17 protein-coding genes are annotated in these 18,172 nt (G+C 74.1%); 9 read left to right on the top strand and 8 right to left on the bottom strand.

Annotated features, from left to right (window positions below):
* Positions 1-6 precede the first annotated feature (6 nt).
* The gene (locus QWY29_RS12140; protein ID WP_300961189.1) at positions 7-666 is read left to right on the top strand and encodes a nitroreductase family protein; all 660 of its coding nucleotides are present in this window, start codon (positions 7-9) and stop codon (positions 664-666) included.
* 245 nt (positions 667-911) lie between these two features.
* Here the strand turns inward: QWY29_RS12140 and QWY29_RS12135 are convergent, their stop codons facing one another.
* The 6 genes from QWY29_RS12135 to QWY29_RS12110 all read right to left on the bottom strand — a co-directional run bounded on the left by QWY29_RS12135 (position 912) and on the right by QWY29_RS12110 (position 7,382).
* Positions 912-1,631 carry a gamma-glutamyl-gamma-aminobutyrate hydrolase family protein gene (locus tag QWY29_RS12135; RefSeq protein WP_300961186.1) on the bottom strand — a complete coding sequence of 240 codons (720 nt, stop codon included), beginning with the start codon at positions 1,629-1,631 and terminating at the stop codon, positions 912-914.
* Between the two features lie 10 nt (positions 1,632-1,641).
* A complete protein-coding gene (locus QWY29_RS12130; protein WP_300961184.1) occupies positions 1,642-2,421 on the bottom strand; it encodes a 3-oxoacyl-ACP reductase in 780 nt (259 codons plus the stop codon).
* Positions 2,422-2,518: 97 nt separating this feature from the next.
* A complete protein-coding gene (locus QWY29_RS12125; protein ID WP_300961182.1) occupies positions 2,519-3,877 on the bottom strand; it encodes an aldehyde dehydrogenase family protein in 1,359 nt (452 codons plus the stop codon).
* 43 nt (positions 3,878-3,920) lie between these two features.
* Positions 3,921-5,312, bottom strand: coding sequence for a glutamine synthetase family protein (locus QWY29_RS12120; RefSeq protein WP_300961180.1), 1,392 nt, complete (start codon positions 5,310-5,312; stop codon positions 3,921-3,923).
* Positions 5,309-6,718: an ethanolamine permease gene (gene eat / locus QWY29_RS12115; protein ID WP_300961178.1), complete on the bottom strand. Its 1,410-nt coding sequence runs from the start codon at positions 6,716-6,718 to the stop codon at positions 5,309-5,311. Before eat ends, QWY29_RS12120 begins: the two co-directional genes overlap by 4 nt.
* 166 nt (positions 6,719-6,884) lie before the next feature.
* Positions 6,885-7,382 carry a thioesterase family protein gene (locus tag QWY29_RS12110; protein WP_300961176.1) on the bottom strand — a complete coding sequence of 166 codons (498 nt, stop codon included), beginning with the start codon at positions 7,380-7,382 and terminating at the stop codon, positions 6,885-6,887.
* A gap of 83 nt (positions 7,383-7,465) precedes the next feature.
* Here QWY29_RS12110 and QWY29_RS12105 point away from each other — a divergent pair, with 83 nt between their 5' ends.
* From QWY29_RS12105 to QWY29_RS12090, 4 genes are read left to right on the top strand one after another with little or no spacing between them, the layout of a single operon-like run.
* Entirely contained in the window at positions 7,466-8,542 is a 1,077-nt protein-coding gene (locus QWY29_RS12105) for a PP2C family protein-serine/threonine phosphatase (RefSeq protein ID WP_300961174.1), read from the top strand.
* Complete coding sequence (locus QWY29_RS12100) at positions 8,539-11,280, top strand: hypothetical protein (protein ID WP_300961172.1); 2,742 nt, start codon at positions 8,539-8,541, stop codon at positions 11,278-11,280. Before QWY29_RS12105 ends, QWY29_RS12100 begins: the two co-directional genes overlap by 4 nt.
* Positions 11,267-12,118, top strand: coding sequence for an ABC transporter ATP-binding protein (locus QWY29_RS12095; RefSeq protein ID WP_300961169.1), 852 nt, complete (start codon positions 11,267-11,269; stop codon positions 12,116-12,118). The genes QWY29_RS12100 and QWY29_RS12095 overlap by 14 nt, the downstream gene beginning before the upstream one ends.
* The gene (locus tag QWY29_RS12090; RefSeq protein ID WP_300961167.1) at positions 12,115-12,753 is read left to right on the top strand and encodes an ABC transporter ATP-binding protein; all 639 of its coding nucleotides are present in this window, start codon (positions 12,115-12,117) and stop codon (positions 12,751-12,753) included. Before QWY29_RS12095 ends, QWY29_RS12090 begins: the two co-directional genes overlap by 4 nt.
* Here QWY29_RS12090 and QWY29_RS12085 read toward each other — a convergent pair.
* Positions 12,719-13,309: a DUF2238 domain-containing protein gene (locus QWY29_RS12085; RefSeq protein WP_300961165.1), complete on the bottom strand. Its 591-nt coding sequence runs from the start codon at positions 13,307-13,309 to the stop codon at positions 12,719-12,721. The two genes, QWY29_RS12090 and QWY29_RS12085, sit on opposite strands and share 35 nt — an antisense overlap.
* A gap of 126 nt (positions 13,310-13,435) precedes the next feature.
* Here QWY29_RS12085 and QWY29_RS12080 point away from each other — a divergent pair, with 126 nt between their 5' ends.
* Both QWY29_RS12080 and QWY29_RS12075 read left to right on the top strand, forming a co-directional pair.
* Entirely contained in the window at positions 13,436-14,602 is a 1,167-nt protein-coding gene (locus QWY29_RS12080; RefSeq protein ID WP_300961163.1) for an LLM class flavin-dependent oxidoreductase, read from the top strand.
* Positions 14,599-15,216 (top strand): FMN reductase, encoded by a 618-nt coding sequence (locus tag QWY29_RS12075; RefSeq protein ID WP_300961161.1) that lies wholly within the window; start codon positions 14,599-14,601, stop codon positions 15,214-15,216. The genes QWY29_RS12080 and QWY29_RS12075 overlap by 4 nt, the downstream gene beginning before the upstream one ends.
* A 142-nt stretch (positions 15,217-15,358) precedes the next feature.
* On the opposite strand, the gene QWY29_RS12070 is transcribed toward QWY29_RS12075, so the two are convergent.
* A complete protein-coding gene (locus QWY29_RS12070) occupies positions 15,359-15,892 on the bottom strand; it encodes a YbhB/YbcL family Raf kinase inhibitor-like protein (RefSeq protein WP_300961159.1) in 534 nt (177 codons plus the stop codon).
* Between the two features lie 95 nt (positions 15,893-15,987).
* On the opposite strand from QWY29_RS12070, the gene cobA reads away from it, so the two are divergent.
* Both cobA and QWY29_RS12060 read left to right on the top strand, forming a co-directional pair.
* Entirely contained in the window at positions 15,988-17,244 is a 1,257-nt protein-coding gene (gene cobA / locus QWY29_RS12065) for a uroporphyrinogen-III C-methyltransferase (protein ID WP_300961157.1), read from the top strand.
* On the top strand, positions 17,244-18,047 hold the full coding sequence (locus tag QWY29_RS12060) for a TrmH family RNA methyltransferase (protein ID WP_300961155.1): 804 nt from the start codon (positions 17,244-17,246) through the stop codon (positions 18,045-18,047). The genes cobA and QWY29_RS12060 overlap by 1 nt, the downstream gene beginning before the upstream one ends.
* Positions 18,048-18,172: the final 125 nt, after the last annotated feature.

The following is an 18,172-nucleotide window of genomic DNA, read 5'->3' as shown; positions in this document are numbered from 1 at the left end:
GACGCCATGGAGCTCTCCGAGGTGATGCGCACGACGGCCGCGGTGCGGGAGTTCACCGACGACCCGCTGCCCGACGAGGTGCTGCGGCGCATCCTCGACGACGCGCGCTTCGCCCCCAGCGGCGGCAACCGGCAGGGCACCCGGGTCGTCGTCGTCCGCGACCGCGCGACGCGCGAGCGGCTGGCCGCGCTCAACGAGCCGGCGGTGCGGCGCTACGTCGCGCAGTCCAAGGCCGGCGAGAGCCCGTGGAACCCGGTCTCGCCGCCGGGCCCGTCGCCCGAGGAGATCGCGGCCACGACGGTGCCGGCGTCGTTCACCGAGCCGGTGCTCCGGGCGCCGGTGGTGCTCGTCTTCGTCGTCGACCTCGCCGTGGTCGCCGCGATGGACCAGGACCTCGACCGGGTCGGCATCGTCGGCGGCGCCTCGGTCTACCCGCTGGTGTGGAACGTGCTGCTCGCCGCCCGCGCCGATGGGTACGGCGGCACGATCACCACCATGGCCACCGCGATGGAGCCGCAGGTCAAGGAGCTCCTCGGCGTGCCGGAGACGTACGCCGTCGCCGCGGTCGTCCCGCTCGGCCGACCCGTCAAGCAGCTGACCCGCCTGAAGCGGCTGCCCGTCGAGGAGCTCGCCGTGCGGGAGCGCTTCGACGGCGACCCGCTCTGAGCCGCCTTCCCCCCGACCCGCCCTCCTGCCGAGTTGCCACTTCTCGCCCGCCGAATCGCCACTTCCTGCCCGCCGAATCGCCACTTCGGCGTACCGAATGGTCAGTCGCGGCGTCGGAAGTGGCGACCCGGCCAGCCGGGAGTGGCGACTCGGCCAGCCGGGAGTGGCGACTCGGCCAGCCGGGAGTGGCGACTCGGCCAGCCAGAGGTGGCGATTCGGCAGGCCAGAGGTGGCGATTCGGCCAGTCAGAAGTGGCGACTCGGCGCGTAGGAGGCGGCGGCTCGGACCAGACCGGCCAGCAGACCGACGTCGGCGGCGGTCTCGGGGTGCCACTGCACCGCGACGCAGAACCGGTCGCCCGGGACCTCCATCGCCTCCAGCGTGCCGTCGTCGGCGCGGGCGGCCGCGACCCAGCCCGGGTGCGTGGCGACCGACTGGTGGTGATGGCAGCTGACCTCGAGCGTCTCGCCGACCAGCCCGGCCACCAGCGTGCCGGGCTCCGTGCGGACCGCCACCCGGCCGTACGCGTCGCCGCCGGGGGAGTGCTGCTCGTGGCCCACCACGTCCGGGGTGTGCTGGTCGAGCGCGCCGCCGGCGTGGACGGCCATCAGCTGCATGCCGCGGCACACGCCCAGCACGGGCAGCCCGGCCGCCGCGGCCGCGTCGAGCAGCGCGAGCTCCCACGCGTCACGGTCCGGGCGCCAACCGGCCGTGCGCGGGTGCGCCTCGGCGTCGTAGCGGCCCGGGTCGACGTCGGCCCCGCCGCTGACCACCAGCCCGTCGAGCCGGCGGACGACCGCGTCCGCGGCACCGACCTGCTCGACGGGCGGCAGCAGCACGGGCACCCCACCGGTCGCCTCGACGGCGGCGGCGTACTGCGTCGGCAGCACGTCGGCGCGCTGGTCCCACACGCCCCAGCGCGCCTGCTCGCGGTAGGTCGTCAGCCCGATCAGCGGAGCCGTCACCGGGGCACGCTCACAGCGGGGTGACGTAGGCGCCCGAGATGCCGCCGTCGACCAGGAAGGTGTTGGCGGTCATGAACGACGAGTCGTCCGAGGCCAGGAACAGCACCGCCGACGCCATCTCCTCGGGCTCGCCGAAGCGGCCCATCGGGACGTGCACGAGCCGCCGCGCGGCCCGCTCGGGGTCGCTGGCGAACAGCTCCTGCAGCAGCGGGGTGTTGACCGGCCCCGGGCACAGCGCGTTGACCCGCACCCCCTGCCGGGCGAACTGCACGCCGAGCTCGCGGGTCATCGACAGCACGCCGCCCTTGGAGGCGGAGTAGGAGATCTGCGAGGTCGCCGCACCCATCACCGCGACGAACGACGCGGTGTTGATGATCGACCCCTTACCCTGCTCGAGCATGTAGGGCAGCGCCGCCTTGCAGCACAGGTAGACGCTGGTCAGGTTGACCTCCTGCACCTTGCGCCAGGCGTCGAGGTCGGTGTCGAGGATCGAGTCGTCCTCCGGCGGGCTGATGCCGGCGTTGTTGAACGCGATGTCGACCGAGCCGTAGGTGTCCTTGGCGGTCTTGAACAGCGCGTCGACCTGCTCCTTGTCGGTGACGTCGACGTGGACGTACGTCGCCACGTCGGTGCCGCCGAGCTGGCCGACCAGCTGGTGGCCGCGCTCGTCGTCGATGTCACCGATGACGACCTTGGCGCCCTCCTCGGTGAAGCGCTGCACGGTCGCCAGGCCGATGCCCGAGCAACCGCCGGTGACGACCGCGACCCGGTCCTGGATGCGTCCTGCCATGGTGTGGTGCTGCCTCTCGTCGTGCGGGGGTCTCGAGACGGGCGCTGCGCGCCTTCCTCGACCGGCCGGTTGGGGGTCGAAGGGGCGGAGCCCCCTCCTAGTGGGCGATGAAGACGTTCTTCTCCTCGGTGAAAGCCTGCGGGGCGTCCGGGCCGAGCTCGCGGCCGAGGCCGGACTGCTTGTAGCCGCCGAACGGTGTCCAGTAGCGGACCGAGGCGTGCGAGTTGACCGACAGGTTGCCGGCGTCGACGGCCCGCGCGACGCGCAGCCCCCGCCCGAGGTCGCGGGTGTAGATCGAGCCGGACAGGCCGTAGTCGGTGTCGTTGGCGCGCGCGACCGCGTCGGCCTCGTCGTCGAACGGCATCACCGCGACGACCGGCCCGAAGACCTCCTCGCGCCAGATCCGCTGCGCCGGGTCGTCCACGGCCACGACGGACGGGGCCACCCAGAAGCCGTCGCCGCCGGGCGTCGAGCCGCTGATCGTCACGTCGACCTCGTCGAGGTAGCCGGTGACGGTGTCGCGCTGGCGCGCGGAGATCAGCGGCCCCATCTCGGAGGCCTCGTCGGACGGGTCGAGCACCCGCAGGCCGGTCACGGCCGGCTCGAGGAGGGAGAGGAACTCGTCGTACGCCGACCGCTCGACGAGGATCCGCGAGCGGGCGCAGCAGTCCTGGCCGGCGTTGTCGAAGACGGCGTACGGCGCCGCCGCGGCCGCCGCGGCCAGGTCGCCGTCGGCGAAGACGATGTTGCTGCTCTTGCCACCGAGCTCGAGGGTGACCCGCTTGACCTGCTCGGCGCAGCCGGCCATCACCCGCTTGCCGACCGCGGTGGAGCCGGTGAAGCAGACCTTCCGCACCAGCGGGTGGGTCACGAAGCGCTCGCCGACCACGTCGCCGCGGCCCGGCAGCACCGTGAGGACGCCCTCGGGGAGGCCGGCCTCGAGCGCGAGCTCGGCCAGCCGCAGCGCGGTCAGCGGCGTCAGCTCGGCCGGCTTGAGGACGACCGTGTTGCCTGCGGCCAGCGCGGGCGCCATGCCCCAGGCCGCGATCGGCATCGGAAAGTTCCAGGGGACGATGATTCCCACGACGCCGAGCGGCTCGTGGAAGGTCACGTCGGTGCCGCCGGCGACCGGGATCTGCCGGCCGAACATCCGCTCCGGCGCGCCGGCGTAGTAGTGGAGGCAGTCGCGGACGTTGCCGGCCTCCCAGCGGGCGTTGCCCCAGGTGTGGCCGGCGTTGCGGACCTCGATCTCGGCGAGCTCCTCGACGTGGGCGTCGACCACGGCGGCGTACCGCCGCAGCAGCGTCGCCCGCTCTCCGGGCGCGACGGCCCGCCAGGTCGCGAACGCCTCGTGGGCGCGCGCGATCGCGGCGTCCGCCTCCTCGACCGAGGCCAGCGGCACGTCGGCGATCGGGCGGGCGGTCGCCGGGTTCACCACGGTGAACAGGTCGGTCATGCAGCCTCCCTCGTCGGGCCGGGGCTCGTGCCGCACTGGTGCGTCACATGCGTTCGAAGCCCCGGCGCAGCTCCCAGTCGGTGACGGCGGCGTCGAACGCCTTCAGCTCGACGTCGGCCATGTTCGTGTAGTGGTCGACCACGGCGTCACCGAAGGCCGATCGTGCCACCTGGGAGGAGGCGAACGCGTCCCGGGCCTCGCGCAGCGTGCGGGGCACCAGCTCGAGCCCCTGGGTGTAGGCGTTGCCCTCGGTGGCCGGCACGGGGTCGAGCTCGTTCTCGATGCCGTGCAGGCCGCCGGCGATCATCGCGGCGATCGCGAGGTAGGGGTTGACGTCGCCGCCGGGCACCCGGTTCTCCAGGCGGGCCGAGGCACCCGAGCCGACGAGCCGGACCGCGCAGGTGCGGTTGTCCATGCCCCACGCGATCGCGGTCGGGGCGAAGGAGCCGTCGGCGAAGCGCTTGTAGGAGTTGATGTTGGGCGCGTAGAGCAGCGTGAAGTCGCGCATCGTCGCCAGCAGCCCGGCGATGAACTGGTCGTAGATCGGGGTGCGGCCGTCGCGCTCGGCGTCCCAGAAGACCAGCTCGCCGTCGGTGCCGCGCAGCGAGAGGTGGATGTGGCAGGAACTGCCCTCACGCTGGTCGTACTTGGCCATGAAGGTCAGCGACTTGCCGTGCAGGGCGGCGATCTCCTTGGCGGCGGTCTTGTAGACCACGTGGTGGTCGGCGGTCACCAGCGCCTCGTTGTAGAGGAAGCCGATCTCGTGCTGCCCGAGGTTGCACTCGCCCTTGGCGCCCTCGACGTCCATCCCCGCGGCGTACATCGTGTTGCGGATGTCGCGCAGCAGCGGCTCGACGCGGGTGGTGCCGAGGATCGAGTAGTCGACGTTGTACTGGTTGGCCGGCCGCAGCTGCTGGTAGTTGCGGGCGAACGCCTCCTCGTAGGTGTCCTCGAAGACGATGAACTCCAGCTCGGTGCCCGCCTGCGCGGTCCAGCCGCGCTCGGAGGCGCGGTCGAGCTGGGTCTTGAGGATCGTGCGGGGCGACTCGGCGACCGGGGCGTGGTCGGGCCAGACCAGGTCGCACTGGACCATCGCGGTCGCCGGGAGGTGGGGGAGCAGCCGCAGCGTGCGCCAGTCCGGCAGCCACTCCATGTCACCGTAGCCGCGCTCCCACGAGGAGATCGCGTAGCCGTCGACGGTGTCCATGTCGATGTCCACGGCGAGCAGGTAGTTGCAGCCCTCGGTGCCGGCCTCGAGGGCCACGTCGAGGAAGTACTGCGCGTGCAGCCGCTTGCCCTGGAGCCGACCCTGCATGTCGGTGAACGCCATCACGACCGTGTCGACCTCGCCGTCGGCGACGAGCCGGCGCAGCCGGTCGAGCGTGAGCATCCGGTCGTTGACCGGCTGCTCGGTCCCTGCGGTCAGGTCTGTCACGAGAGTCCCTTCTCGGCGTCCTCGATCGCGGCGAACTCCTCCTCGGGAGCTCCCGCGACGATGTGGTGTCGGCTGTAGAGAGCGAAGTAGGCAATGGCGACGGCGAAGACGCCCGCGGTGACGAGCACCGCCGTGGAGTCGACGAAGAAGCCGGCGACGACCGCCACGCAGGCCAGCACGAAGCCGATGCCCGTCGTGACGATGCCGCCCGGGGTGCGGTAGGGCCGCTCGAGCTCCGGCTCACGGATCCGCAGCACGATGTGGGAGAGGGTCATGAGCACGTAGGAGATCGTCGCGCCGAAGACCGCCACGAGGATGAGCAGGTCGCCCTCGTTGAGCATCGCCATGACGAAGCCGATGATGCCGGGCACGATGAGCGCGAGGTACGGCGTCTTCCGGCTGCCGGTGCGCGAGAGCACCTTGGGCAGGTAGCCGGCCCGCGAGAGCGCGAAGGTCTGGCGGGAGTAGGCGAAGATGATCGAGAAGAAGCTGGCGATGAGGCCGAGCAGCCCGACGACGTTGACGAACGTGCTGACCGCCGTGGAGCCGCCGTACGCCGTCTCGAGCGCGTCGACCAGCGGGTTGCCGGACTCGCGCAACGAGTCGGCGCCGGCCGCGCCCGGGGCGACGAGCAGGATCAGCGCCGCGAAGCACAGCAGCGTCACCATCGCGGCGATGATCCCGCGCGGCATAGACCGCGCCGGGTCCTTGGTCTCCTCGGCGGCGAGCGGCACCCCCTCGACGGCGAGGAAGAACCAGATCGCGTAGGGCAGGGCCGCCCAGATGCCGATCAGGCCGAACGGCAGGAAGTCGCTCGCGCCGGCGGCGTCGGTCGGGGCGATGTCGACGAGGTTGCCGGCGTCGAACTTGAGCGCCGCGGCCACGACGAACGCGAGCAGGGCGACCACGGCGATCGCGGTGATGGCGAACATCAGCTTGAGCGCCTCGCCGACGCCCCACAGGTGGAGGCCGATGAAGACGAGGTAGAAGACCGCGAAGACGAGCGGTCCGTCGATGCCGACGAGGGAGTCGACGTAGGCGCCGATGAAGTTCGCGATCGCGGCCGGGGCGATGGCGTACTCGATGAGGATCGCGGTGCCCGTGAGGAAGCCGCCCCACGGCCCGAGGGCGCGGCGCGCAAAGCCGTACCCGCCGCCGGCGGTCGAGATGGTGGAGGACATCTCCGCCAGCCCGAGCACCATGCACAGGTACATCACGCCCATGATGATCGTGGCGACCAGCAGGCCGCCCCAGCCACCCTCGGCGAGGCCGAAGTTCCAGCCGGCGAAGTCGCCGGAGATGACGTAGGCGACGCCGAGCCCGGCCAGGAGGACCCAGCCGGCCACGCCGCTGCGCAGCTGCCGCTCCTCGAAGTAGGCGGCGTCCTCGTGCTCCCGTGCGGTCATGTCGCGTCCTGTCTGCCGTCACAGATGGCGGGTGTCCGAGGGCCCACCGGGGTTGCCTGAACGTAGTGACCACTTCGGACGCGCGACAAGCACCTCACCGGCGCGGCGTCGGCGAGGTGCGTCCCCGGGCAGGACCCGGGAAGGGGGAGGACGGAGGAGGGAGGGCTCAGCGCAGGCCGAGGCAGCCGGAGACGTCCGGCTCCCAGGGCAGCTCGGCGTGCTCGGCGATCCGGCGGTCGAGCGCGGCGGCGACGTCCTCGGGCCAGGGGGCGGTACGCCGCGTGGTCATGTCGATGTGGAGGAAGACCTCCTCCATCACGTAGCTCAGCCGCTGGTGGGTGTCGTCGAGCAGGTGCACCAGCACGTGGGCGGCCCGCTCGGAGCGACCGAGCAGCCGCACGCGCGCCGACATCCGGTCGCCGGTGCGCAGCTCGGCGACGTAGCGCAGGTGGTGCTCGGCGGTGAAGCAGGCGTGGCCCTGGGCCGGCCAGCTCTGCGGGATGCCGAGGTCGACGAGCGACTCGTCGAGCCCCTCGCTGGCGATGCCGGTGTAGTGGCGCACGTTGAGGTGGCCGTTGGCGTCCTCGAAGGCCACGGGTACCGGCTGCTCGGCGAAGGCCGGGAGCGTGACGAGCTGGTCGTAGCTGGGGTGTGGGGTGCTCACGTCTCGCGACCCTAGCCGCACCCCTCGGCCGCGCCGGTGGAGAACTCCCTCCGCGGCGGTCGCGTCCCACTAGTCTTCCCGCCGTGGGCCGGTCCGGGACGTTCGTCAGCGAATGGCGCTCGGGCTCGTGGGACAGCCAGGTGCGGGTGCTCGCCGTGCTGGGCGCGGGCGTGCTGGTCAGCGGCGGGGTGTCCTGGGTCGACTACCAGACGCTCCCGGCGACGACGTACTTCCTGTGGCTGCTGCTCGGCATGCTGACGCTGCGGTTCCGGCCGCTGCTGGTGCTGGCCGCCTTGGTGCTGGTCGTCGCGCTGGCCGCGATGGTCCACTCCGGCCCGTTGACGGGTGCGCGCGTCTCGGTCGCCCTGACCCTCGTCGTGTCCGCCGGGCTGATCCTCTTCCAGTCGAGCCGGCAGCGCAGCGGCCTGCCGGGTCCGCTGAGCGAGGCGCTGCTGGTGGAGCTGAAGGGCCGGCTGCAGGCGCAGGGGCGGGTGCCGCCGCTGCCCGGCGGCTGGTCGGCGCAGAGCGCGATGATCGCCTCCCACGGGGCCGGCTACGCCGGGGACTTCCTGGTCGCGGACCTCACCGACGACGGTCGCCACCTCGAGATGGTCCTCGTCGACGTCTGCGGCAAGGGGCTCGCGGTCGGGCCGCAGGCCCTGCAGTTCGCCGGTGCCCTCGGCGGGTTGATCGGGGCGCTCCCGCCGACGGCGCTGCTCGGCGCCGCCAACGCCTTCCTGCTGCGACAGCGCTCCGACGAGTCCTTCGCGACCGCGGTGCACGTGCTCGTCGACCTCCACGACGGCCGGTGGACGGTCACCAGCGCCGGGCACCCGCCGGCGCTGCGGTACGACGCGGCCGGTCGGACGTGGTGCGTCGACGGCGCCCGCGGCACCGCGCTCGGGGTCGTGCCCCGGCCCGAGCTGGAGTCGTCCACCGGGGTGCTCGCCCCGGGCGAGGCGCTGATGTTCTACACCGACGGCGTGGTCGAGTCGCGCGACACCGACATCGACGTGGGCATCGCCTGGCTCCAGCGGACCGCGCGCGACGCGGTCGCGGACGGCTTCGACGGCGCCGCCCGCCGGATCATCGACCAGGTGCCCCGCGGCGACGACGACCGCGCCGTGCTGCTCCTGCACCGGACGGACGAAGGTCGGTGACCCGCACGCGCGGCCGGCGGCACCCGTTGTGGACGGCCGCGCCCGCGCGCCTGCTGCACTCGCCAGGCTGGCTGCTCCTGGTGCTGCTCGCGGCCTCGCTGCTCGTCGCCTCGGTCGTCGCCCCGGCGCTCTTCCGGACGAGCGCCCGGACCGCCGCGCTCGACACGCGGGTCGAGACCGCGGCGGCCCAGCCCGCCCCCGGTGCGTCCGCGGACCTGCGGGCCTCGTGGTCCGGCGGCGTCCTGCCGACCCCGGGGGAGGCGCTCGTGCTGGAGCGGCTCGACGCGCTACCGGGGTTCAGGCCGCCCGTGGTGGGTGCCGCCGGCACCGCGCAGGAGCGGCGGCTGCGCGCCGTCGTCCGGTCCGGCGCCACCTCGACGGGCGCGGCGCTCTTCACCCACGACGGCGTCGTCGAGGCGCTCGGCGGCGACCCGGACGACAGCGGCGTCTGGCTGCCGACCGAGGTCGCCGACCGGCTGGGCGTCGAGCCCGGCGACCGGGTCCGCGTCGGCTTCCAGAGTGTCTCGGCGGAGTCCGCGGCCACGCGGTACGTCGGCGCCCGGCTCAGCGGCACCTACGACGTCGCCCCGGGGTCGGTGCTGCCGGCCGCCGTCGCGGACCAGCCCGGCAGCGCGGACTGGGTGCTCCCGCTCGACCCGGCCCGGCCGGGCTCGGCCAGCCCGCTCGTGGTCACCGGGCGGGCCACCTTCGCCCGGCTCGCGCGCGCCATCGACGAGGAGCCGTTGTACGCCGTCGACCTCGCCGTCGACCCCGGTCTCGACCCCGACCTGGCGGAGCGGGCCGTCGCCGCGCTGCAGGCGCTCGCGGTCGAGGCGTTCGACGACACGACCGACCTGGCCCGGTTCACCCAGCGCGCGATGCCGGTGGCGACCCGCCTCGAGCTCGCCTCCGGGCTGCCCGACCTCGTCGTCGAGGCCCGCGACGCCGCGACGAGCGCCGAGCAGCAGGTCGGCCCCTACGCCACGGCCGGCCAGGTGCTGGCCGCCGCGCTGCTGGTCATCGCCTGGGTCCTGGTGGGACGCAGCCGCCGCCGCGAGGAGGCGCTGTCCGCGGGGCTGGGCGTCCACCCCGCGGCGACCGGCGCGCTCACGGTGCTCGAGCTGCTGCCCGTGGCGCTGCTGGCCCTGCCGCTCGGCACCGGTGCCGCGGTGGCGGCCATCGACCTCGCCGGTCCACCCGCCGACCTGGGGGTCCGCGACCTCACCACCGGCGACGGCGTGTTGGCCCTGCTCGGCGGCGCGCTCGTGCTCGCCCTGCCGGCTGCGGTCGCGGTGCTCGCCGCGCTCCGGGCCGAGCTGGGCGGGCGGGGCCGGCTCGGCGCCCGGGTCCGCTCCGTCCCGTGGGGCCTGCTCGTCCTCGTCATCACCGCTCTCGTGCTCGTCGGCGTGCTGTCGACCGAGCCTGCGCGCCGGGCCGACTCCCCGCTGACGACGCTGCTGCCGCTGCTGGTCGCGGCCTCGGCCGCCGCCGCGGTCGTCCGGCTCGCCCCATTGGTCCGGGTGCCGGGTGCGCGCCGCGGTGGCCCCCGCTGGCTCGCGGCCCGCAGGACTGCCGGCGGCGCGGGTGCCGCCGACCGCGGCCAGCAGGCGCTGACGGCGGTGCTCGCGGTCACCCTGGGGCTGTTCGCCTACACGCTCACCGTCCAACGAGGACTGGTCGAGGGCGCCGACGACAAGGTCGCCGCGCTCGTCGGCGCCCCGACGGTCACGTCGTTCGAGGAGGCCCTGCGCGGCACCGGCCGCCGGGCGATCCCGCCGCCGGTCGAGGGCTCCACGGTTGTCTGGCGCCAGCGGGTGACCCTCCCACCGGTCTTCGGCGCGCAGCAGCTCCTCACGATCGACCCCGCCACCTTCGGGGCGGTCGCCGACTGGGGCTCGAGCGGCACGCTGGAGCGGGCCCGCGGCCTGCTGGACCGGCTCGAGGACCCGGACTCCGTCGGTGTACCCGTCCTGCTCGCGGGCGACACCGACCTCGAGGTCGGCGCCCGCGGGACGCTGGAGGTCAACGAGGAGATGGACCTCCCCTACGTCGTCGTGGGCGTGCTGCCGGCGTTCCCGGGCTCCGAGGCCGGGACCGGTGACGCGGCGGTGGTGGCGAGCAGCCGCGAGGTCTTCCCGCTGCTGCCGGGCACCCTCGACCCGCGCGACCCGCTCTCGGTCGACGCGCCTGGTCCGTTCACCGCCGAGGTGTGGTCGCAGGCCCCGCCCGAGGAGCTCCGCGAGCAGCTGGGCGGCGTCGGCCTGGTGCCCGACGGGGTCGTCACGACCGCGGGCGCGTCGGTCGGCGAGGGGCTGCTGTCGTCGGCGTGGGCGGCGCAGTACGTCGTCGTGCTCGGCCTGGTCGTGCTGCTGCTCGCGCTGGCCACCGCACTGGCGCTCGGCCTGAGGCTGGCCGACCGCGACGCGGTCTCCGACGTGCTGCTGGCCCGGATGGGCTGGCATCCCCGGCAGCTCGCCGCCGCGCGGACCTGGGAGGTGGTGCGCGCCGTGGTGACCGCCTCGGTCGCGACGGCCGTGACGACGGCCGCGATGGTCCTGGGGCCCAGCCTGGTCGACCAGGTGACGCAGGTGCTGCCGGTGAGCCGGCCGCGGCTGGGCGTGACGGAGGTGCTCGCCGTCGTGGCGCTCGCCGTCGCGATGGTCGTCGCGTCCGCCGGCGTCGGCCTGGCCCGCGCGCGCGGCCGGTCGAGCGCGGAGGTGCTGCGTGGCAACGGCTGAGGTGCGTGCGGCGCAGGCGGTCGAGCCGGTCGTCGAGACCGCCGACCTGACCCGGGTCTACCGGTCGGCGACGGGGGAGACCTACGCCCTGCGCGGGGTCGACCTGGTCCTGCTGCCCGGGTCGCTGACCGTCGTCGCGGGCCCCTCGGGCAGCGGCAAGAGCAGCCTGCTGACCCTGCTGTCGGCCCGGGAGCGCCCGAGCGCCGGCGAGCTGCGGGTGCTCGGCAGCGACGTGGCGGGGGCGTCCGCCGGCCTGCTGCGCCGGCTGCGCCACCGGCGCATCGGCTACGTCCCGCAGCGGGCCTCGACCGGCCTCTTCCCGCACCTGACCGCCGGCGACCACGTCCGCCAGGTGGCCGCCTGGCGCGGGGACCGGCACGCCGACGTCCACGCCGTGCTCGACGCGGTCGGGCTCGCGCCCCGCGCCGGCCACCGCCCCGCCACGATGTCCGGCGGGGAGCAGCAGCGGCTCGCGGTCGCGATGGCCCTGGTCGCGCGCCCGGCGCTGGTCGTCGCCGACGAGCCCACCGCCGAGCTCGACCACGCCCACGCCGACCGCGTGCTCGACGCCCTCGCCGTCGCCGCCGAGGAGGGGAGCGCGGTCGTGCTGAGCAGCCACGACCCGCGGGTGACCGAGCGCGCCGGCCGCCTGCTGCGGCTGCGCGACGGCGTGCTGTCCAGCGAGACGGCGCAGTCCCAGGAGACCGTCGCCGTCATCGACTCCGCCGGTCGCCTGCAGCTGCCGCCGGCGCTGCTGGTCCGCTTCCCCTCGCGCCGCGTCGTCGTCGAGGCCGACGGCGACCACGTCCGCCTGCGCGCACCGGAGGAGTCGGGATGAGCGGACTGTCGCTGCGCGGGGTCAGCCACGGGTACGGCGCGGGGAGCCGGCGGGTGGCCGTCCTGCACGACATCAGCCTGTCGGTCGCGCCCGGCGAGCTGGTCGCCCTGCTCGGGCCCTCGGGCTCGGGCAAGACGACCGTGTGCCACCTGGCGGCCGGCTTCGAGGAGCCGGACGCCGGCACCGTCGACGTCGACGGCCGGGCCCCGGGAGCCTCCGCCGACTGGTCGCTCGTCGCGGTCGTGCCCCAGCAGCACGGCCTGGTCGAGGGGCTCGGCGTCGAGGACAACGTGCTGCTGCCGACGTACACCTCGTCGGCGCCGGCGGTGCCCTTCGACCGCCTGGCGGCCGAGCTCGACCTGGACGGCTTCGCCGACCGGCGGGTGGGGGAGACCTCGCTCGGCGAGCAGCAGCGGATCGCCGTCGCCCGCGGGCTCGTGCTGTCGCCGCGCGTGCTGGTGCTCGACGAGCCGACCGGCCACCAGGACGACGACCGCGCCGAGCTGGTCACCGCTGCCCTGGCCCGGGCCGCGCACGCGGGCAGCGCGGTGCTCGTCTCGAGCCACGACCCGCGCGTGCAGCGGATCGCCGACCGGGTGCTCAGGCTCGACGAGGGTCGGCTGCTCCCCGACTGACCACCCGGGCGACGAGGAAGCCGGCCACCAGCGCGCCGAGCGTGCCGAGGGCCTCGTCGCCGAGGGTGTCCTCGTAGGCCGTGTCGGCCTCGGTGCCGTGCCGGATGAACGTGAACCACTCGCCGAGCTCCCAGCCGATCGCCAGCACCGCGCCCAGGCCGGTGACGAGCGCGACGACCGCCCATCGCGGCTGCACCGAGCGGCACAGCAGGAGCCCGAGGCCCGCGCACAGCAGCAGCCAGTTGGCGAAGTGGTTGAGGTCGTCCCACCACACGACCGCGTCGTAGAGGTCGAGGCTGTTGCCGGACACGTCGACCAGGAACGGCAGCATCACGAGGGTGAACGCCGCGTGCGGGGCCGGCTCGGACCCGTGCCGGCCGCGAGCCACCCACCAGGTCGCAGGGGCGAGGAGCATCAGCAGCGGGTAGGCGACCAGACGCGCCCCGAACGCCTTGCCCTCGAAGCGCCCGATCCCGGGCACCCACTGCGCGACGGCGAGCTGCGCGACCGTCGCGAGGAGGACCAGGACAGGGACCCACCACGGCACGCGACGCATCGGGCCACCCTGGCGGAATACCGTGGCAGGATCCCTCGTTGACACGGATAGTTCGTCTTTCAACCAGGCGGGCACCTGTCAGACCAGCACGCGACCGCGGAGCGTCCGCGAGGAACGAGGACCGTCATGCAGATCGGGATCTTCAGCGTCGGTGACGTCACCACCGACCCCACGACGGGTCGGGCGCCCACCGAGCACGAGCGGATCAAGGCCACCGTCGCGATCGCCAAGAAGGCCGAGGAGGTCGGGCTCGACGTCTTCGCGACCGGCGAGCACCACAACCCGCCGTTCATCTCCTCCAACCCGACCGCGACGCTCGCCTACATCGGCGCGCAGACCGAGCGGATCGTGCTGTCGACCGCGACCACGCTGATCACCACCACCGACCCGGTGCTGATCGCCGAGGACTACGCCAAGATCCAGCACCTCACCGACGGCCGTGTCGACCTGATGATGGGCCGCGGCAACACCGGCCCGGTCTACCCCTGGTTCGGCAAGGACATCCGCCAGGGCATCAACCTCGCGATCGAGAACTACGCGCTGCTGCACCGCCTGTGGCGCGAGGACGTCGTCGACTGGTCCGGCCGCTTCCGCACCCCGCTGCAGGGCTACACGTCCACGCCGCGCCCGCTCGACGGGGTGCCCCCGTTCGTGTGGCACGGGTCGATCCGCAGCCCCGAGATCGCCGAGCAGGCGGCGTACTACGGCGACGGGTTCTTCCACAACCACATCTTCTGGCCGGCCTCGCACACCCAGCAGATGGTCGACCTCTACCGCCGTCGCTGGGAGCACTACGGCCACGGCCCGGCCGACACCGCGATCGTCGGGCTCGGCGGGCAGTTCTTCATGCGCCGCAACAGCCAGGACGCGTGGAACGAGTTCCGCCCCTACTTCGACAACGCCCCGGTCTACGGCCACGGCCCGTCGATGGAGGACTTCACCGAGGCCACGCCGCTGACCGTCGGCTCGCCCCAGCAGGTGCTGGAGCGCACGCTGTCCTTCCGCGACTACGTCGGTGACTACCAGCGCCAGCTGTTCCTCGTCGACCACGCCGGCCTGCCGCTCAAGACCGTCCTCGAGCAGCTCGACCTGCTCGGCGAGATCCTCCCCGAGATGCGCAAGGGCTTCGCCGAGGGCCGCCCCGCGCACGTCCCCGACGCGCCCACCCACGGCTCGCTGGTCGCCGCGGCCGGCGGCGCCCAGGACAGCACGGTGTACGCCGCCGCGGACTCCGCCACGGGCCACCGGGCCGAGGACGCGCTCGAGACCACGGGCGGCGGGGTGCGCGCATGACCTCCGTCGTCGTCGTCTCCGCGGGCCTGTCGAACCCCTCGACGACGCGCCTGCTGGCCGACCGGCTGGCCGCCGCGACGACGCAGGCGCTCGAGGAGGTCGACGTGACCGTCGTCGAGCTCCGCGACGTGGCGCACGAGCTCACCGACCACCTGCTGACCGGGTTCCCGGGCCCAGGGCTGGCCGACGCGATCGACACCGTCCGGTCCGCCGACGGGCTGGTCGTGGTGACGCCGGTGTTCTCCGCGTCGTACTCCGGGCTGTTCAAGACGTTCTTCGACGTCCTGGAGCCGGGCACCCTCGACGGGGTCCCGGTGCTCGTCGCGGCGACCGCCGGCACCGCCCGGCACTCGCTGGTGCTCGAGCACGCCCTGCGTCCGCTCTTCGCCTACCTGCGGGCCGTCGTCGTCCCGACCGGCGTCTTCGCCGCCACCGAGGACTTCGCGAGCCCCGACCTCGAGCAGCGCATCGGCCGTGCCGCCGGCGAGCTGGCCGCCCTGGTGGGCAAGGTCAGCACCGCCGACGTCGACCGCCCCGCCCGCCGCTCGGTCGACGACGAGCTCGCCGCCCCCACGCCCTTCGAGGAGCTGCTCCGCCGCGCCTCCGACGGCTGAGTTTCGTCCCCTCGGCTGTCGCGCCCCGGCTGGTTGAGGAGGTTCCGCTGGGAACCGTCTCGAAGCCCGCCGGGGCACGCGACCGGGCTGCCCGGCGGGTTTCGAGACAGGCGCTGCGCGCCTTCCTCAACCAGCCGGGCGGTCAGTGCTCGTAGGTCCCGTGCAGGATCGCGCGGCCGGCGGTCTTGAACGCCAGGTTGAACGACACCACGGCCGGCGAGGCGTCGGAGTCGACGCCGAGGGTCTCCTCGGTGACGGCGTGCACGACGAAGAAGTAGCGGTGGACCTGGTCGCCCTGCGGCGGGGCGGCACCGGTGAACGCCTTGGACCCGCCGTCGTTGCGGCACATGAACGCCCCGCCCGGCAGGTCGGAGCCCTCGGCCCCGATGCCGGCGGGCAGCTCGGTGACGTCGGCGGGCACGTCGACGAGCACCCAGTGCCAGAAGCCGCTGGGCGTGGGGGCGTCGGGGTCGAAGCAGGTGATCGTGAAGCTCTTCGTGCCCTCGGGCGCGCCCGACCACGACAGCTGCGGGGAGGTGTCGCCGCCGTCGGCGACCTGGTCGGCCTGGAGGGGCTGCCCGTCGGTGACGTCCGCGCTGGTGACGGTGAACGAGGGCACGGCCGGCAGCAGGTCGTAGGGGTTCGGGCCGACCGGGCGGTCGAGGGACGAGGACATCGGGCTCCTATCGCAGTGGCGGGTCGCGACCGAACGTAGTCCGGTCCCCGAACCCGTACCACCTACCGCCGGCCCGCACACGGGAGGATGGGCGGGTGGACGACTTCCCGACGTACCCCTCCGGCCTCCGCCTGGCGGGCCGTCGCGTCGTCGTGGTGGGCGGGGGCCACGTCGCGCAGCGGCGGGTGCCCCAGCTGATCGCGGCCGGCGCGGTCGTCCACGTCGTCGCGCCGCAGGCGACCCCGGCCATCGAGGGGCTCGTCGGCTCGGGCGAGGTGGTCTGGCACCAGCGCGGCTTCGAGGAGTCCGACCTCGACGACACCTGGTACTGCATCGCGGCCACCGACCTGCCCACCGTCAACGAGCGGGTGAGCCGGGCCGCGGAGGCGCGCCGCGTGTTCTGCGTGCGCGCCGACGACGCCACGCGCGCGACCGCCTGGACGCCGGCGACCGGCCGCCACGACGGGGTGACCGTCGCGGTGCTGAGCAACCGGGAGCCGCAGCGCTCGGCCCGCATCCGCGACGAGGTCGTCGAGCAGCTGCGGGAGGGCACGCTGTCCGCGCGCCGCGGCCGGGTCCGTACGCCGGGCGTCGTGCTGGTCGGCGGGGGGCCGGGGGAGCCGGAGCTGATCACGGTCGCCGGCCGCAAGGCGCTGATGGACGCCGACGTCGTGGTCGCCGACCGGCTGGCGCCGCGCGAGCTGCTGGGCGACCTGTCGGCCGACGTGGAGCTGGTCGACGTGGCCAAGCTGCCGCGGGGCCGCAGCGCTCAGCAGGAGGAGATCAACCGGGTCATCGTCGACCGGGCCCTCGCCGGCAAGCGGGTCGTGCGGTTCAAGGGGGGCGACAACTTCGTCTTCGGCCGCGGCTACGAGGAGGTCATCGCCTGCCGCGAGGCCGGCGTCCCGGTGACCGTGATCCCGGGGCTGACCAGCCCGGTCTCGGTGCCGGCGGTGGCGGGCATCCCGGTGACCCACCGCGGCGTCGCCCACGAGTTCACGGTCGTCTCCGGCCACCTGCCGCCCGGCCACCCCGAGTCGCTGACCGAGTGGGACGCGCTGGCCCGCCTGCGCGGCACGCTCGTGCTGATGATGGCGGTGCAGAACGCCCCGGCGATCGCCGCGTCGCTCGTCGCCGGCGGCCGCGACCCCGGCACGCCGGTGGGCGTCGTCTGCGACGGCACGATGCCGGGGGAGCGGACCGTCCTCTCCACGCTCGGCACGCTCGCCGCCGACCTCGAGGCCGAGCAGGTCAAGCCGCCGGCGATCATCGTCGTCGGCGACGTCGTGGCCGTGGCCCACCCCGAGCGGTTCGGCGACCTGCCGGGCACCTCGGCCGGGGACGAGACCTGATGGCGACGATCGTCGAGGTCGACGACCCGGCCGACCCACGGCTCGCGGACTACCGCGACCTGCGCGACGTCGAGCTGCGCAAGAACCTCGAGGCCGAGCACGGCCTCTTCCTCGCCGAGGGCGAGAAGGTCGTCCGCCGCGCCGTCGAGGGCGGCTGCACCCCGCGGTCGTTCCTCATGGCGCCGCGCTGGCTCGACGGGCTCGCCGACGTGCTCGACCGCTCCGACGCCCCATGCTTCGTGCTCTCCGAGGCGCTGGCCGAGCAGGTCACCGGCTTCCACGTCCACCGCGGGGCGCTGGCCTCGCTCGAGCGGCAGCCCCTGCCGGCGGTCGACGAGGTGCTCGAGGGCGCCCGCTCGGTGCTGGTGCTCGAGGACGTCGTCGACCACACCAACGTCGGAGCGATCTTCCGCTCCGGCGCCGCGCTCGGCTTCGACGCCGTCCTGCTCGCTCCCCGCTGCGCGGACCCGCTCTACCGTCGCTCGATCAAGGTCGCGATGGGCACCGTCTTCAGCGTCCCGTGGACCCGCCTGCCCGACTGGCACGACGCGCTCCCGTCGCTCTCGGCCCGGGGCTTCACCACCGTCGCGCTCACCCTCGCCGAGGACTCCAGCCCCATCGAGGACGCCGTCGCCGGGCTGGACAAGGTCGCGCTGGTCCTCGGCTCGGAGGGCCACGGGCTGTCCCCGCGGTGGGAGCAGTCCGCGGACCGCCGCGCGATCATCCCGATGGCTGAGGGCGTCGACTCCCTCAACGTCGCCGCCGCCACCGCCGTCGCCTGCTACGTCACCGCTCGCCGCTGACCCCCACGAGCGTGCGGGGTGGCACCTGGGCGGTGGTGATTGGGCGGTGATTGGGTGGAGCGCCGCGGGGCGCGTACCGTCGATGGCCGTTCCGCCGGGCGGCCTTGATGCCGTTCCGGGCGGGC

Source organism: Nocardioides abyssi, assembly GCF_030412915.1.
GTDB lineage: Bacteria > Actinomycetota > Actinomycetes > Propionibacteriales > Nocardioidaceae > Nocardioides > Nocardioides abyssi.
This window is presented reverse-complemented; position numbering and strand designations above follow the sequence as displayed.